Below are 16,222 nucleotides of genomic sequence, written 5' to 3'. Positions count from 1 at the left end.
ATGAAGACTTCGACCGCTCAACTCCGCCGCCGCTTGCTTTCTTCGGTGGTTCCCGTCGCCGTCCTGACGGCATCCCTGCTGGCCGCGGGCTGCGCGGTCAAACCCGAGCCGCTGACGGCCGAGGAGAATCTGGCGCGCGTGCGCAAGGATCTGGGGGTCGTGATGGCCCCGCAGGAGCCGCTGACCAAGGCGGTCTCGATGGACGAGGCGATGGCGCGCGCCATCAAGTACAACCTCGACGAACGCGTGAAGCTGATGGAGGTGGCGGTCGCCACCGACCAGCTGGACCTGTCGCGCTACGACATGCTGCCGCGCGTGGTGGCCGGCGCCGGCTATGTCGGGCGCAACAACGACGCCGGGTCGGAAAGCCTGAACCTCGCCACCGGCCGGCGCACGGGCGAGAGCACCACCGCCACCGACAAGCACCGCCGCACCGGCGATCTCGCCTTCACCTGGAACGTGCTGGATTTCGGCGTCAGCTATCTGCGGGCGCGGCAGAACGCCAATCTGGTGCTGATCGCCGACGAGCGCCGCCGCCGCGTCGTCCAGGGCATCATGCAGGACGTGCGCACCGCCTATTGGCGCGCCGTGGCCGCCGAACGGCTGCTGAAGCGGCTGGAGCCGGTGGAGAAGCGGGTGGAGGGTGCGCGCCGCGACGCCCGCACGCTGGAGGCGCTGCGCGTCCAGGCCCCGCTGCAGGCGCTGACCTACACCCGTACCCTGGTGGAGACCCTGCGCCAGCTGCAGTCGCTGCGGCGCGAGCTGGTGGCGGCGAAGTCGCAGTTGGGCGCGCTGATGGGGCTGCCGCCGGGCGAGCCGTTCGAGATCGAGCTGCCGCCGGCCAGCGTCATGAAGGCGCCGCCCAAGCTGGATGTCGCGGTGGAGGCGCTGGAGACCTACGCCCTGCTGAACCGGCCGGAGCTGCTGGAGGAGAGCTACAACCAGCGCATCTCCGCCGACGAGACCTGGCGGTCGCTGCTGAAGCTGCTGCCGGGCATCGACGTCAATACCGCCCTGCGCTACGACAGCAACAGCTTCCTGCTGAACCAGCGCTGGGCCGATTACGGCGCGCGGATCAGCTGGAACCTGATCAATCTGGTCTCCGCCCCCGCCACCAAGTCCTACGCCGAGGCGCAGGAGGAGCTGGTCGCCTTCCGCCGTCAGGCGCTGAGCATGGCGGTGCTGAGCCAGGTGCATGTGGCGGTGCTGCAGTTCCGCGAACTGAAGCAGGAATTCGCCCTGACCGCCGAGCAGGCCGACCTCGACACCCGCATCCGCTCGCAATACACCAACGTCGGCGAGGCCGGCCAGGTGGGCGAGCTGGGCGTGATCCAGTCGGAGGTAACGGCGCTGCTGTCCGATCTGCGCCGCGATCTGGTGCTGGCCGACCTGCACAACGCCTATGCCCGCGTCATGGTGTCGGCCGGCGTCGATCCGCTGCCCGAGACGATGGCCGCCGACGACCTGCCCAGCCTGACCCAGGCGGTGGGCAAGGGCCTGTCCTCCTGGCAGGAGCGCGCCAACAGCATGCTCCGCGTGAAAGAGTTGGTGGCGAAGGACGCGGCCAAGGCCGAAAAGCCGGAGCCGGCGAAGGCCGAACCGGTGAAGCCGGAGCCCGCCAAGGCGGCGGTGCCCATGGCGGCCGCGCCGGCCGCGCCGGCCCCGGCCCCTGTTGCGGCCTCCGTTGCGCCCCCCGCTCCGGCTGCGGAAGCGCCGAAGGCCGCGGCGGCCGAACCGGCTCCGGCCTCCACGCCTTTCGTTCTGGCGTCTTCCGCAAAGCCTGCCCCGGAACCCGAACAGGCCCCGGTTCCGGCTCCGATTGCGCCCCCCTCCCCTGCCCCCGCCCCCGTTACGGCAGCGAAACAATCGCCTTCCGTCGCCGCTCCGGTTGCGACGGCGTCCTTCTCTCCCGTCATACAGGCCGAGCTTGGGGCTTACGCAAGCCACAGGCTTGCCGAGCAGGAATGGGGTATGATCGCCAAACGCCTGGGAACGGGAACGGAAGGGGCCGGCGCCCTGTACGTCACCACCCGGCGCAGCGAGGACGGCAAGCCGATCGTCCAACTGCGCGCAGGCGGTTTCGCCGACCGCGCCGCGGCCGAGCGGTTCTGTCATCGTGTGAAGGACAAGCAGCGGGAATGCACCGTTCGTACCCTCTCGGCTCAGGACATCCAGTTCGACGGCCTGCCGATGGGCAGGGTCGCGTCGCTGTGATCCGTCCTGGTGCTGCGGCCAAAGCCACCGCCCAAGCCGCCGCATTCGTGGCCGTCCTGCTGGGCGGGGGCCTCGCCTCCGCCCCGGCCTTGGCCCAGGACTCATCCCAGGGGCAGGTCCGCGCGCTGATCGAGGCCCGGCGGCATGCGGTCCTGTCCTCCGAGATCCCCGGCCGCATCGCCCGCATGAGCGTCGATGCCGGCCAGAGCTTCAAGGCCGGCGACCTGCTGGTCGCCTTCGACTGCGCCAGCTATCAGGCGGAGCTGGACGCCGCCCGCGCCCAGCTGAACGCCGCGGACGTGACGGCGCGGGTCAACCGGCGCCTGAACAGCCTGCGGTCCATCGGCGAGGCGGAGGTGCAGCTGGCCGAAGCGAAGGCCCAGGTCGCCCGCGCCGACGTCCGCAAGGCGGAGGTGCAGGCCCGGCGCTGCGAGATCAAGGCGCCCTTCGACGGCCGCGCGGTCGAACGCCGGATCCAGGAGCATGAGTCGGTCGCCGCCGGCGCGCCGCTGCTGGAGATCCTGTCCGACCGCGATCTGAAGGTGGAGCTGATCGTCCCCTCCTCCTGGCTGGTGTGGCTGAGGCCGGGGCAGCGCTTCGACCTGCGGGTCGACGAGACCGGGGTCACCCTGCCGGGCGAGGTGGTGCTGCCCGGCGCCAAGGTCGATCCGGCCAGCCAATCGGTGAAGGTGACGGCGAAGCTGACCGGCGATGCTCCGTCCCAGGCGCTTGTCGCCGGCATGAGCGGCACCGCCATCTTCCCGGAACCGGCGGTGTCGGCGCTGCCGGCCGGGACTCAGGGCGCTCCCCAGGGAACTCCCAAACCCGGAACCGCGAAGCCATGAGCGCCGTGATGGCCCAGACCCCGCCCCAGCAGGCGGCGCCGCAAGCGACGACCCAAGCGGCACCGCAGCCGGTCAACGGCCTGTTGATGCTGCTGGAACTGCAGCGGCAAGCGTGGCGGCAGGCGACGGCGCCGGAACTGCGCTATCACATCGTCAACCAGACCCGCCGGCTGATCGCCTACCGGCAGGCCGCCTTCCTGACCCTGGCGGACCGGGGCCGGCCGACGCTGGAGGCGGTGTCCAACATCGCGGTGCTGGAACCGAACGCCCCCTTCGCCCAATGGCTGGAGCAGGCGGTGCGCGCCGTCGCCGCCGGGGCGCAGGCCGATACGGTCCATGTCGTCGACCCCGCTGCCCTGCCCGCCGACGTCCGCGGCGCCTGGGGCGAATGGGGGCCGGCACAGGTCCTGTGGTGCCCGCTGCGCAAGCCGGAACCCCAGCGGGAAACCGCGCCCGGCGTCCCGGCGGGAAGCCGGAGCAAGGCCGCTCCGTCCCTGGCCGGCCTGTGGCTGGGCCGCGACGAGCCCTGGACCGACGGCGAAATCCTGCTGCTGAGCCATCTGGCGGAGGGCTACGGCCATGCCTGGTGGGCGCTGTCGGGCAAGCGCGCCAAGCGGCGCGGGCTGCGCCGTGCCCTGCTGCCCCTGCTGGTCCTGCTGGCCGCCGCCGGCGCGCTTGCCATCCCGGTGCCGATGTCGACCCTGGCCCCGGCCGAGATCCAGACCAGCAACCCGGTGATCGTCGCCGCCCCGCTGGACGGCGTGATCGAGCGCTTCCATGTGCAGCCGAACCAGGCGGTGGCTGCCGGACAGCCCTTGTTCAGCTTCGATTCCACCGTGCTGCGCAGCCGCTTCGAGGTGGCGCGCAAGGGCCTGACCCAGGCGGAGGCCGAACTGCTGACCGCCTCCCAGGCCGCCTTCGCCGATCCGCAGACCAAGGCTCGCGTCGCCCAGCTCCGCGCCCAGGTGGAGCTGCGCCGGGCCGAGTTGGCGCTCGCCCGCGACCTGCTGGACCGGGTCACGGTGAAGGCCGAGCGCGCCGGCATCGCCGTCTTCACCGACGTTAACGACTGGCTGGGCAAGCCGTTGTCGGTGGGCGAGCGCGTGCTGACGCTGGCCGACCCGCAGGCGCCGGAGATCGACATCATGGTGCCGGTCGGCGACGCCCTGGTTCTGGAGCCGGGTTCGCCGGTGGAGCTGTTCCTGAACGTCGATCCGCTCCACCCCCTCCGGGCCCGCCTGACCCATGCCAGCTACGAAGCCGGCCTGTCGGCGTCCGGCGTGCTGTCCTACCGTGTCAAGGCGGCGCTGGAACCGGGCCAGACTCCGGGGGACGTCCCGCCGCGCATCGGCCTGCGCGGCACCGCCAAGATCCTGGGCGACCGCGTGCCGCTGGCGCTCTACCTGTTCCGCCGCCCGCTGGCCCTGCTGCGCCAGTCGCTGGGAATTTGAGGGGAAGGAACCGGGGATGGAAAGCCTGCCCCCTCCATCACTCGGCAAGGACCTGAGCGGATGCCTCCTCCTCGGCAAAGCCGCCTCCGGCCAGACCGAGGAACACGAGGACGGCCTTGCCGATCCAGGCCAGATGGGCGGCTTCGAGCACGCCGATCCGATTCCCGACCTTGGCCCGCGGAACCGTCATGATCTTGTCCGCCATGATGCGGGAGGACTGGCTCAGGCCATTGCCGCCGGTCGGCTGGACCAGCCGGCGGAACAGCGGCGCGTCGGTCGGATCGGTCGTGAACGGACAGACGGTGACCGAGGCGGTGCCGGAAAAGCGGTCGTCCTGCAGGATGACGACAGGACGCGGCTTTCCCGCATAGTCGGCCCCGCCGGCCACCGTCCAGATCTCGCCCCGCTTCATTCACCGTCATCCAGCGATCCCCAGCCCGCGGCATCGGCGAAGCCCTGGTCGTCGGCCTCCTGCGGGCTGCGGGCGACGGCCAGGGACTGGCGCCGGGCTTCGGCGACGAAGGCCGGGCTGCGGACGTCGGGGACCCAAATCTGCACCGGACGCAGCCCCTGCGCCCGAAGCCGCGCACGATGCGCCTTCACCTTTTCGCGCGAGCTCTGGCGGATTGCAGGCATGGCGGGCCCCCATCATCGGTTACATGTAACTTGGGCCCGTTCGCCCACACCGTCAACGGCGATGCAGGCTCGGCGCCGCCTCCGCTCCACAGCTCCACGCCATTTCTGACCCGCTTTCCCGAAAAGGACGCCGTCCTCCCGTGTCCATCGCCCTCACCCCTCCCGCTGGTCCAGGCGCCAGCCTCCGCGCCGCCAAAGCCGGCGCCGCTGGTTCCGCCCCCGCCGACCCGCGGGCCTCCCTGCGGCTGCCGGGCCTGCGCGACGATCTGGCGCTGCTGCCGGCACCGGCGGGGCAGGACGGGGCGCCGGGCTGGACCATCCACGATCCGGTGCGCAACCGCTATTTCCGCATCGGGCCGGAGGCCTTCGCGCTGATCGCGCACTGGCACCACGCCAACCCGGCCGCCATCGCCGCGGCGGTGGCGGAGGAGAGCCTGTTCGAACCGACGCTCGACGACATCATGGGCTTCTACCAGTTCCTGGCGGCCAACAACCTGACCGTCACCGTCGACACCGCTTTTCTGGCCCGTCAGGCGGCGGCGCGGAAGACCGGCTGGTTCTGGTGGCTGGTCCACAACTACCTGTTCTTCCGCATCCCGCTGGTGCGGCCCGACCGTTTCCTGTCGGCGACGGTGGGGCTGGTGGCGCCCTTCTACAGCCGGGCCTGGCTGGTCCTGGTGCTGCTGACCGCGGTCCTGGCCGGGCTGCTGGTGGCGCGGCAATGGGACGCCTTCCTGCACACCTTCCAACATTTCTTCTCGCCCGAAGGGCTGGCGCTCTACGGCGTCACGCTGCTGGGCACCAAGATCTGCCACGAGCTGGGCCATGCCTACACCGCCAAGCGCTACGGCTGCCGGGTGCCGACCATGGGGCTGGCCTTCCTGGTGATGTGGCCGGTGCTCTACACCGACACCACCGACGCCTGGAGGCTGGTCTCGCGCCGGCAGCGGCTGGCGGTGGGGGCGGCCGGCATGCTGACCGAGCTGACGATCGCCGTCTTCGCCACCCTGGCCTGGAGCTTCCTGCCCGACGGGCCGCTGCGCAGCGCCGCCTATTTCCTGGCGACGGTGAGCTGGATCACCACGCTGGCGATCAACCTCAGCCCCTTCATGCGCTTCGACGGCTATTACCTGCTGTCCGACGCGCTGGACGTGCCCAACCTGCAGGAGCGCGGCTTCGCCATGGCGCGCTGGAAGCTGCGGGAATGGCTGTTCGGCCTGGGCATGGCCCCGCCGGAGGAGATGCCGGCGGGGCGGCGCCGCATCCTGCTGGTCTATTCCTACGTCACCTGGGTCTACCGGCTGGTGCTGTTCCTCGGCATCGCGCTGCTGGTCTACCACGTCGCCATCAAGGTATTGGGGATCCTGTTGTTCGTCATCGAGATCGGCTGGTTCATCGCCCGGCCCCTCCTGCACGAGGCGAAGGTCTGGTGGTCCTTGCGCGACCGTTTCCGGGTCAACCTGCGCACCGGGCTGACGCTGGCTGGGCTGGCGGCGGGGGTCGGGCTGACCCTGCTGCCGGTGACCACCACCGTGTCGGTGCCGGTGGTCTGGCGGGCGTCCGGCTTCGCCACCGTATACGCCCCCTTCCCCGCCCGGCTGGAGGAGACGCTGGTCGCCCGCGGCCAAAGCGTGGTGGAGGGCGAGCCGCTGTTCCGCCTGACCGCCCCCGACCTGGAGGGCAAGCTGCGCCAAGCGGAGCTGCGCATCGAGTGGATGCAGGAACAGATCGCCCGCATGACCGCCAGCCGCGAGCAGCTCGACCGCGTGCGGGCGATGGAGGAGGATCTGGCCGCCACCCTGGCCGAGCGGCAGGGGCTTCTCGACAGCCGCGACCGGCTGGTGGTGCGCGCTCCCCTGTCGGGCACCGTGCGCGACATGGAGGATGCGCTGACCCCCGGCCGCTGGATCGGGCCGAAGCTGCCGCTGGCGATGGTGGTGGCGCCGGGCAGCGGCGAACTGGTCGGCTATGTCGGCGAGGGCGATTTCGACCGGCTGAGCCCGGGTGCCGGGGCGGAGTTCCATCCGGACGACCCTCTCGCTCCCCGGCGCGCGGCGCGGGTGCGCGCGGTCGATCCGGTCGCCGTATCGATTCTGGACGTGCCGGCGCTCGCCTCGGTCAATGGCGGCCCGGTGGCGGTGGAGGGACAGGCGGGACCGCAGCCCGGCCAGCCGCATGGCGGTGCCGGCCGCAGCGCGCTCTCCCCGGTGGAGGCGGTCTACCGCATCAGCCTGGAAGTCGAGCCGGCCGACATTGCACCCGGAGCTGCAGGCAACGCGCAGGAGGGGCCGGAGCGCGTGACCCGCGGCATCGTCCGCGTGGCGGGCGAGGCCCGCAGCATCGCCGAGCGTTTCTGGCGCATCGCCGCGTCGGTGCTGATCCGAGAGACGGGCTTCTGAAATCCTCTCGTCTCAAGTCTTCCGGATGGCTGCGGCGTTGATCTATGAAGTCCATCCTCATAGATTGCCCGGGGCTCTCAGCGACGGATCAGCAAAGACATGGCTCTTCAGAAATTTGACATCGTTGCTGCAAATGGAATGAAGTTCTTTTTGCAGCTCGACCCGCAGGATATGGCGCAGCGTGACGTCATCGCCCATTTCCTCAGCGGCCAAATGTACGAGCATGAAACGTCTTTGCTGTTCCTGAAAGCTTTGCGCCCTGGCGATACGGCCGTCGATGTCGGTGGAAATGCAGGCTATTTCACGATGCTTGCCGCGACCCAGGTGGGGGCGCAGGGCCGCGTGGTGACTGCCGAAGCCAACCCCGGCCTTGCCAAGCTGATCCGTGACAGCGCCGCGCTGAACGACATTTCGCATCTTTCCGTGGAAAATGTGGCGATCAGCGACCGCAACGGACAGATCGTCTTCGGATCGAACGGGCCCAATGACAGCAACGGCGGCGTCGTTCCCGAAAAGACGCCGGGAGAAGCGCTGGAAAGCAACGACACCATCACGCAGTTCGTCGCGCGCGCCGAAACGCTCGACAGCCTAGCAAGCCGCAGCGGCCTTGAGAGCATCCGCCTGCTGAAGATCGACACCGAAGGACATGAACTGAACGTCCTGAAGGGTGCCGAAGGTCTTCTTCGCGGGAAGAAGATAGACTTCATCGCCGCGGAGCTGAATCTCCCCGGACTGGCAAGGAACCGCACGACCCAGAACGAACTGCGTCGGTTCATGCTGGATCACGGCTATCACATGTTCCTGCTCGACCATAACGGAGCCCTGCCCCGCCTCGTGCCGCCCGGAACCGAGGTCAGGCAGACCTACACCTGCAACGTCCTGTTCTCCCGCATCGAAACGCTGGCAGAGGTTTGGGACAGCGTCGCGAACGAACCCGCCGCCGTCCATATCGCTCAACGCCAGAGCAAGTCATAAGGTCGGGGCCACGGTTGGGGGGCGACCCCATCCCCTACCCCATCGCCACCGCCAGCAGTCCGGCATCCGCCGCGGCGAAGCCGGCCGGTTGCGGGCGGACGTAGCCGATCGGGTTGGGGCGCGGCTCGTTGCGGCCATGCTGGATGAAGTGGACCAGCGCCTGCTGCTGGTCGCTGCCGAAGGCGGCGCTCAGGTCCGGGTTGGCCATCAGATAGGCGAGCGCGTTGAACCGGGTCGGGCGCCCGTCCATCTCGCCGGTGGACTGGTAATGCGCGGTGGCGGCCGCGGTGTCGGTGCCGAAGGTTGCTGCCAGATCCGGGTTGGCGGCCAGATAGCTCAGCGCGTCGAAGCCGGCGGCGTCGCGCCGCGGCATGTGGCCGTATAGGACGGCATAGAGCTTCACCTGCTGCTCGCTGCCCGAGAAGACGCTCAGCAGGTCCGGGTTGGCCAGCAGATAGTCGTGGGCGTTGAAGCTGATGGCGCGGTTCTCCAGCCGGCCGTAGCGGATGTAATGCTCCTGCGCCCGCACGGGGTCGTTGCCGATGGAGGCGGCGAGGTCGCGGTTCGCCGCCAGATAGGAGAGAGCGTCGAAGCTGGTGCCGCGCCCCTCCCGCCGGCCGCTGAACAGGTAGTGGTTGGCCGCCCGGGCGGTGTCGGTGCCGAAGGCGGCGGCAAGGTCGGGGTTGGCGGCAAGATAGGCCAGCGGGTCGAAGGTGATGCCGCGCCCCTCGATCCGGCCCGAGGTCACGTAATGGCGGGCCGCCGCCGCCGGGTCCAGCCCGAAGGCCGCCGCCAGATCCGGGTTCGACACCAGATAGCCGTAGCCGTCGAACCGCGTGCTGCGCCCCTCCCGCTGGCCGCTGGACAGGTAATGGCGGGTGGCGGCCGTGGTGTCCGTGCCGAAGACGGCGGCCAGATCCGGGTTGGCGGCCAGATAGGCCAGCGGGTCGAAGCTGCCGGCCGGCCGGCCTTCCCGTCGGCCCAGCGCCAGATAATGCCGGCTCGCCGCCGCAGGATCGGCGCCGAAGGCCGCCGCCAGATCCGGGTTGGCGGCAAGGTAGGAAAGGGGATCGAAGGACCGGGTCGCCCGCCCCTCCGCCAGGCCGAAGCCCAGGTAATGCTCGCGCGCCGCCGTCGCGTCGGTGCCGAAGGCGGCGGCCAGATCGGCATTGGAGGCGAGATAGGCCAGCGGGTCGAAGCCGGCCATCGTCTCGGCCAGCGGGGTCACCCGCAAGGTCACAGTCTGCCCGCTGACCGCACCCTGGCTGTCGGTGACGGTGTAGGCGAAGGAGCCCGGCGATGCCGGGGTGCCGGAGGGCGCCTGATAGGTCAGGCCGGCCAGATCGGCGGTGCCCAGCGTCATCCCGGCGGTGACGGCGGTGCCGTTCGCCAGACGGAGCGTGCCGGCGGCCGGCAGCCGGGCCAGCGTCACCGCCATGACGTCGCCTTCGTCGGGGTCGCTCGGCCGGTCGATGCCGAGCGCGATGGCCGGCCCGCCTTCCAGGACGGTCAGGGTCTTGTCGCCCTGGACGGTCGGCGGCCGGTTGGCCGGACGGGAAGAGACGATGAAGCCGATCCAGCGGCTCCAGGCCACGCCGTTGTAGGCGCGCACCGACAGCTCGTCGAGGCTGGTCAGGGCGGAGGCGGCAAAGGTGACGCCGGCGAAGGCGGCGGCGTTCAGCGAGACCACGGCGCCGGTCCCTTGAGCCACCCCGCCGACCATGATGGAGCCGGCACCGCTGGTGTTGTCGACCAGCTCATATTGGGTGACGAGGCCGCCGGCCGGATCGGTCGCCGTCACTAGGCTGGCGAGGTTGATCGAGGAGCCGATGGAAACCCGGCCGGCCTTGGCGGTGACCGCCGGAGGCGTCAGGCTGATCCGGGTATCGGCGAACAGGGCGTATTCGACGTCGGTCAGCGTGTCGGTGCCCTCGCCGCCGGAGATGGTGGCGCCGTCGGCGGTGACGGTGACGGTGTAGGAGGAGCGGCTGCCGTTGTAGACCGCGGTGTCGATGCCGCCGTTGCCCTGCAGCGTGTCGTCGCCCGCGCCGCCGGTCAGCGTGTCGTCGCCGGCGCCGCCGATCAGCAGGTTGTTGGCGGTGTTGCCGATCAGGATGTCGTTGCCGGCGCCGCCGGTGGTGTTCTCGATGGTGACGCCGGTGGCGATCGCCAGATTCCCCACCGCCAGCCCGCCCGATCCGTTGGGACCGATGGAGCTGAAGGCACCGGGGGTCAGGTCGATGGTGACGGCCGACGCCTGCCCGCCGGCGTCGATGCTGTCGGTGCCGCCGGCATCCCAGATCGCTTGGGAGAAGGGCGTGCTGTTGCTGCCGAAGACATAGCGGTCGTCGCCGATGCGGGTGTCGGTGTTGGTGCCGTACAGGTACTGGGCCGCCGCGATGTCGTACAGGGCTGGCCCCGTCAGCAGCCCGTTCAAGCCCAGGCTGGGGTGCCGGTTGTAGGACATCAGCGTGTAGCGGTAATTGTCCTCGGCCGAGGACAGGTAGGGCGGCTCGCCCCCGCCGCCGGTGGCGTTGTAGTTGCCGGGATGCTTCAGCCCGATGGCATGTCCGATCTCGTGCAGGATGGTCAGGTAGCCGTAGGTTCCCGGCGTCGGGCTGGTGTTGGTCGAGGTGTTGTTGGCGAGATAGATGTCGCCGCCGCCGTCATAGAGCGACCCGGATGGATAATAGGCGTAGGCGGCGCTGGAGCTTTGCCGGTTGGTGCCGATGCGGATCGACCCGCCCTGCCCGCTGTTTGCGCTGTCGGAGGTCTCGACGAAGAAGATGTTGGCGACCGAACTCCAGGCGGCGAAGGCCTGCCGCACCGCGTCGCGCTGGGCGCTGGACAGCGTCGCGAAGCCGGTCCCGTCCGCGGTGGTGGCATAGGATGGCGCCTGCTCCATGAAGCTGTAGGTGACCGTCGCCCCGCTGCCGACCGCGCCGCTGCCCCAGCGCGGCGTCCCCGTCGCCAGCAGGGCCTGGACGGTGGACGAGGCGGCGCCCTGCGGCAGCGCGCCTTGCGGATCGAGCCCGGCGGACAGGGGGGCCGCACCCCAGCTCGCTGCATTGCACAGCAGGCATGTACAGGCAGGCATCGGGGCGGCGGAGAGGTCGGAGAGGGTGTTCGTCATGACCGGGAGGATGTCTTTCGCCGCGGGCTGTGGCTCCCGCCACTTTACAACCTTTCATTCCCCGATCGAAAGGGGAGGGAGACCCCGACCTTTTTTCTCCACCGGCCAATAGAGGGCGGCCAATAGAGCGCAGGCGACGGGCTGCGGTTCCCTCCGGTCATCCCTTCTGGGCGATCAGTTCCTCGAACACCGCCTCGATCCGGTCAACGGAGCGGGCGACGGTGAAGTCGCGGGCACGGTCGCGGCCGGACAGGGCCATGCGCTGCCAGGCGGCGCGGTCCCTGACCAGACTGCGCAGGCGGTCGGCGAGCGCCTCGTGGTCTTCCGCCTTGAACAACAGGCCGTCGACGCCGTCGCGCAGCACCTCGCCGCTGCCGCCGGTGCCGCTGCCGATCACGGTCAGGCCGGCAGCCATCGCCTCCACCTGCGAGATGCCGAAGGGCTCCTGGAAAACGCTGGGGAAGACCAGGACATTGCAGCGGGCGAACAGGTCGGACAGGCCGCGGCGGTCGAGGAAGCCGGTGAAGCGCACCTTGCCGGCCATGCCGTTGCGCTCCACGAAATCGCGGCAGCGGGCCGCGAGATCGGCGTCCGGCGCCTCCCCGGCGAAGGTGCAGTCGAAGTCGATGCCCTCGCGGTGCAGGATCCCCAGCGCGTTGACCAGCGTCTGCGGCCCCTTGTAGTTGACGAACAGGCTGGCGAAGGCGATGCGCAGCCGGTCGGTCGCCGGCATCACCGCGCGGTGGAAATAATCGACGCGGGCGCCGGGATGGATCACCGTGGCGGACAGGCCATAGCCGCCGGCGGTCAGCCGCTCCGCCACCCAGCCGCTGGCCGGCCCGGCGCGGTAGAGCGGGGAGCGGGGTGCCGCCTCCGGCGCGTAGCCGGGATGCTGGTTGCCCAGGCAATGCAGCACCGGCACGCCCATCTGCCGGGTCAGCGGGTCGAGGAACTCGGTCGCCAGCATGTCGAGGTTGCCGACCAGACAGGCGTCGGCACGGAAGTCGCGGGCGGTCTCCAGCACGCGGCGGATGTTGGCGCGGATCAGGGCGGCGCAGTGGGCCAAGTCGTCGTGGGTGAAGGCGCGCCCGTCCCGCCAATAGCCGTAGAGGGTCAGCGAACGCTCGACATGCGCCTCGATATCCTCGGTCCCCGACATGCCCGGCCGGGCGAGTTCGGGCACGTTGGCGGTCAGCACCTTCACCGTATGGCCGCGGCGGATCAGCTCGGCCGAGAACTCCCACAGCTTGCGGCCATAGCCGCCGAACTCCTGCGGCGGGAACAGGTTGGTGACCACCAGGATGCGGCGGGGCCGCCCGGTCGAGGGAACCGTCGCCTGCCGGAACAGCACGCGGTAGCGCTCCAGAGCCGGATGATCGGCCGCGTCGGAAAGCGCGTCGGCGCCCAGGTCGGGAGCCGGATCGGGCAAATCGGCAAGCCGGGCGGCCCGCCGGGCCTCGGCAAGATAGACGGCGGCCTCCGCCCGCCGCCCGCCCGCCGCGCAGAGGCGGGCCAGCCCGACGAGCGCGTCCGGCTGCTGGCGGTCCAGCGCGGCGCAGCGCAGCAGGAAGCGCTCCGTCAGGGCGCCGTCGCCCAGGCGGTTGGCGAGCTGGGCCACCCCCATCATCTGGTCGGCGGTCCACAGCAGCGGCTCCAGCGCCGCGAGGCGCGCGCGCTTGAGGTCGGGCGTCAGCGCCGCCGCAAGGACCGGATCGGACAGCGAGCGGGCAGCATAGCGCAGGGCGTCGGCGCACTGGAACAGGATGCCGCCGGGCTCGGTCGGCACGAAGCCCCAGTCGGCCAGATGGGCGGTCGCCGCGGCATGGTCGCGTGACGACAGGGTGGGGCAGAGGGCGGAGGCGCCGGGCAGCCGGACCATCCGCCGGTCGGTCTCCGCCCGGTCGGGCCAGGGCAGCAGCATCACCGCCTCATTCCGCACCCGATCGGCGGACGGCTGCAGCGGCAGGGCCACCGGCTGGGGCATCCCGTCCGCAGCCGCGAAGGCCACGCGGGGCAGGTCGCGGACCATGGCGCGCAGGTCGGCGGCGAAGCCGTCTTCATCCGCGCCCCCACCGGAGCCCTGCCCCGCGCCGGTATGCACGGTCAGCCGCGATGCCGTCAGCTGCAGCAGCTGCAGCGCCTCGTATGCGGCGAGGCGGCGCTGGAACCCTATGCCCCGCGCCGGCAGCGCCCTCAGGCCGCGCCGTTCGGAGCGCAGCTCCAGCGCCGGATCGACGCGGTCGTCGAACACGGCGGCGAAGAACTGGGCGCGCTTGACCTGCGGGCTGTGGAACTCCAGCAGATGCGCCTGTCCAGCGCGGCGGATCGCCATCGCCTCGCCCGGGTGGTCGAGATAATGGCGCGCCAGCTCTACCAGCTCGTCCGGCGAGCGGTATGTCGCAAGATGGCGTCCGGGGGTGAAGCAGCGCTCCAGCCCGGCATCCGGCGACAGCGCGTCGGTGAGGAGGAAGCCGCCGGCTCCCAGCGCCTCGAAGACGCGCAGGTTGAGGTCGCCGTTGAGCGAGCAGTTCAGCGTGACGCGCGAGGCGGCATAGACGTCGGCCGCCCTCTCCGGCTCCGCCCGCATGCCCACCAACGGCAGCCCCGCCGCGGTCAGCCGGTCCAGCACATGGCGCCGCCAGGGGTGGAAGGCGCCGATCTGCCCGACGAAGGTGAGGTCGAACCGGAACTCAGCCGGAGGCTCCGCCAGGATGTCGCGCCGGCGCAGCGCATAATCGACCGCCGGGATCCAATAGACCCGCTCGAACCCCGCCTCCAGGAAGACGTGGGCATGCTGGCGGGTGTGGTCGAGCATCACCGCGTCGAAGCTCTCCATCGCGCCATAGGCCAGCAGCGTGCGTAGCGGGCCGGCGAGATGATGGCTGTCGCCGACCAGCAGAACCTTGGTTCCGGGCAGCCGGTCCAGCCCGCGCGGAAGGTTGCGCCGGGTGGCGTCGGCCTTCACCACGATCAGCTCCGGCCGCTGGTGCGCCGGCAGCCGGGCGACGACCGCCGCCAGGTCGTACTCGCCGTGCGGCGTGTTCAGCGAGGAGAAGCCGTCGCCCGTCTCCACCGTCGGACAGTCGGGGCCGCAGAACACCTCCCGGTCGGAGAACAGCGGCCGGCGGTAATAGTCGGGCGGGGCCAGGCAGCAGAAGAGCGTGACGGGATCGGGCAGGTTCGCGTTGGGCATGATGGGACCGGTCACAGCGCGTCCAGCTCCCGCAGAAGGTCGATCAGGCGGCGGGTGGCGGCCTGCCAGCTGAAATGCTCCAGCAGGTGGGCCTGTGCCGAGCGGCGGGTGCCGTCGGGATCGTCGATGACCGCGCGCAGCAGGCGTGCGGCCTCGCCCTCGTCGGGGCTCCACCAGTCCTGGGCGGCGTAGGCGGTGATGCCGGGCGTGACGGGGCTGGGGATCATGTGCGCCACCCGGTCGTCGAGATAGGCATGGTAGGCGCTGTGATCGGGCGCCAGCAGGGTCAGGCCCATGGCGCCGGCCTGGGCCATCGGCAGGTCCCAGCCCTCGCCGTGCGACATGCTCCAGTAATGGGTGGAGGCGGCATGCAGCCCCATCATGTCCGCATCGGACAGCTTGCCTTCCACCATGAAGATCGGAGCCGCCTGGGCCAGCGTCCGGCCGGTCCGCACCGACACCCGCGCCAGCAGGTCGCGCATGCCGTCGGAAACCCCGCCGCCCTTGCCGACCTTCAGCAGCAGGGCCGCGGAATCCTCCGCCCGCGTCGTGCCCAGCCAGACCCGCAGCAGACCGTCGAGGTTCTTGCGGTCGTTGAAGTCGGAGACGTTGAGGACGCGCACCCGGTAATCGGACAGGCGGCGGCCCGCGCTGTCGACGATGGCCGAGAGGGGGATGCTGCCGGCCTCCACCGCGTCGACGCCGGCGGGGCTGACATGGACGCGGTCGGGCGGATGGCCGGCGCGCAGCCACGCCTCGCGCGAGGACCCGGTGGCGACGACGACATGGTCGTGGCGCCGGCTCTGCGCCGCCCATAGGGGCGGAATGTCGAGAGCCTCGAACATGGTGTAATTGATGGTCTTCAGACCGGGAACCGCTTCCACCGCCGGCGGGGTGGTGATGGTCAGCACCGCCTTTGCCCGCACCGGCCGGTCGAGCGTGAACAGCAGCGGATCGATCTGGTCGTCGGGAAGATTGTCGGTGTCGGCATAGTTGAGGTCGACCAGCCGGACCCGGATTCCCGCCTCCACCAGCCCCCTGACGAAGCGGCGGACGGCGAAGGCATAGCCGCTGCTGTCGCGGAACACCCCGCGCACCACCAGCCCCGGCGGCAGGGTCCGGTCCTCCGCGTCCTCGCGCAGGGCGCGGGCGGTGGCGAGACGCTCCAGCGCACGGCGCTGCCGGTCGGCCGGGGTCCCGCCGGCCGCTCCCAAGACGGCGGAGCGGCGGAGAAGCCGGCCCGCCTCCGCCAGCCGGCCGCAGGCGAGCGCTTCGCTGGCCAGGCGCGACAGGGAGATGTCGGACGCCGGGTCCAGTTCCAGATTGCGCCGGAGATGCGCCGCGGCCTCGTCGAGTTTCCCGAGCTGCTGCAAGGT

At 70.7% G+C, this 16,222-nt stretch carries 10 protein-coding genes; 5 read left to right on the top strand and 5 right to left on the bottom strand.

Translation table 11 applies throughout. The annotated features are described in order from the left end of the window. The 3 genes from F1643_RS02400 to F1643_RS02390 are packed head-to-tail and all read left to right on the top strand — an operon-like array spanning position 1 to position 4,510. Positions 1 to 2,214 carry a TolC family protein gene (locus tag F1643_RS02400; RefSeq protein WP_206692266.1) on the top strand — a complete coding sequence of 738 codons (2,214 nt, stop codon included), beginning with the start codon at positions 1 to 3 and terminating at the stop codon, positions 2,212 to 2,214. A gap of 47 nt (positions 2,215 to 2,261) precedes the next feature. Continuing rightward, positions 2,262 to 3,059, top strand: a complete 798-nt coding sequence (locus tag F1643_RS02395; protein WP_194910380.1) for an efflux RND transporter periplasmic adaptor subunit — start codon at positions 2,262 to 2,264, stop codon at positions 3,057 to 3,059. After that, entirely contained in the window at positions 3,056 to 4,510 is a 1,455-nt protein-coding gene (locus F1643_RS02390; RefSeq protein WP_194910379.1) for an efflux RND transporter periplasmic adaptor subunit, read from the top strand. The genes F1643_RS02395 and F1643_RS02390 overlap by 4 nt, the downstream gene beginning before the upstream one ends. 37 nt (positions 4,511 to 4,547) lie before the next feature. Here F1643_RS02390 and F1643_RS02385 read toward each other — a convergent pair whose 3' ends face one another. Both F1643_RS02385 and F1643_RS02380 read right to left on the bottom strand, forming a co-directional pair. Next, positions 4,548 to 4,922: a type II toxin-antitoxin system PemK/MazF family toxin gene (locus F1643_RS02385; protein WP_194910378.1), complete on the bottom strand. Its 375-nt coding sequence runs from the start codon at positions 4,920 to 4,922 to the stop codon at positions 4,548 to 4,550. Further along, positions 4,919 to 5,146, bottom strand: a complete 228-nt coding sequence (locus tag F1643_RS02380; protein WP_194910377.1) for an antitoxin MazE family protein — start codon at positions 5,144 to 5,146, stop codon at positions 4,919 to 4,921. Before F1643_RS02380 ends, F1643_RS02385 begins: the two co-directional genes overlap by 4 nt. 140 nt (positions 5,147 to 5,286) lie before the next feature. On the opposite strand from F1643_RS02380, the gene F1643_RS02375 reads away from it, so the two are divergent. Then, complete coding sequence (locus tag F1643_RS02375; protein WP_194910376.1) at positions 5,287 to 7,545, top strand: biotin/lipoyl-binding protein; 2,259 nt, start codon at positions 5,287 to 5,289, stop codon at positions 7,543 to 7,545. 99 nt (positions 7,546 to 7,644) lie between these two features. Further along, positions 7,645 to 8,520, top strand: a complete 876-nt coding sequence (locus F1643_RS02370; RefSeq protein ID WP_194910375.1) for an FkbM family methyltransferase — start codon at positions 7,645 to 7,647, stop codon at positions 8,518 to 8,520. Positions 8,521 to 8,554: 34 nt separating this feature from the next. Here F1643_RS02370 and F1643_RS02365 read toward each other — a convergent pair whose 3' ends face one another. The 3 genes from F1643_RS02365 to F1643_RS02355 all read right to left on the bottom strand — a co-directional run bounded on the left by F1643_RS02365 (position 8,555) and on the right by F1643_RS02355 (position 16,219). Continuing rightward, positions 8,555 to 11,653, bottom strand: coding sequence for a M10 family metallopeptidase C-terminal domain-containing protein (locus F1643_RS02365; protein ID WP_194910374.1), 3,099 nt, complete (start codon positions 11,651 to 11,653; stop codon positions 8,555 to 8,557). A gap of 157 nt (positions 11,654 to 11,810) precedes the next feature. Beyond that, positions 11,811 to 14,861: a glycosyltransferase gene (locus F1643_RS02360; RefSeq protein WP_370540438.1), complete on the bottom strand. Its 3,051-nt coding sequence runs from the start codon at positions 14,859 to 14,861 to the stop codon at positions 11,811 to 11,813. Beyond that, the gene (locus F1643_RS02355) at positions 14,858 to 16,219 is read right to left on the bottom strand and encodes a glycosyltransferase (protein ID WP_194910373.1); all 1,362 of its coding nucleotides are present in this window, start codon (positions 16,217 to 16,219) and stop codon (positions 14,858 to 14,860) included. The genes F1643_RS02360 and F1643_RS02355 overlap by 4 nt, the downstream gene beginning before the upstream one ends. Between the last annotated feature and the right edge of the window lie 3 nt (positions 16,220 to 16,222).

The organism is Azospirillum sp. INR13, from assembly GCF_015390205.1.
Classification (GTDB): domain Bacteria; phylum Pseudomonadota; class Alphaproteobacteria; order Azospirillales; family Azospirillaceae; genus Azospirillum.
Note: the sequence above shows the minus strand (reverse complement) of the source record. Positions and strands in the feature narration are given on the sequence as shown.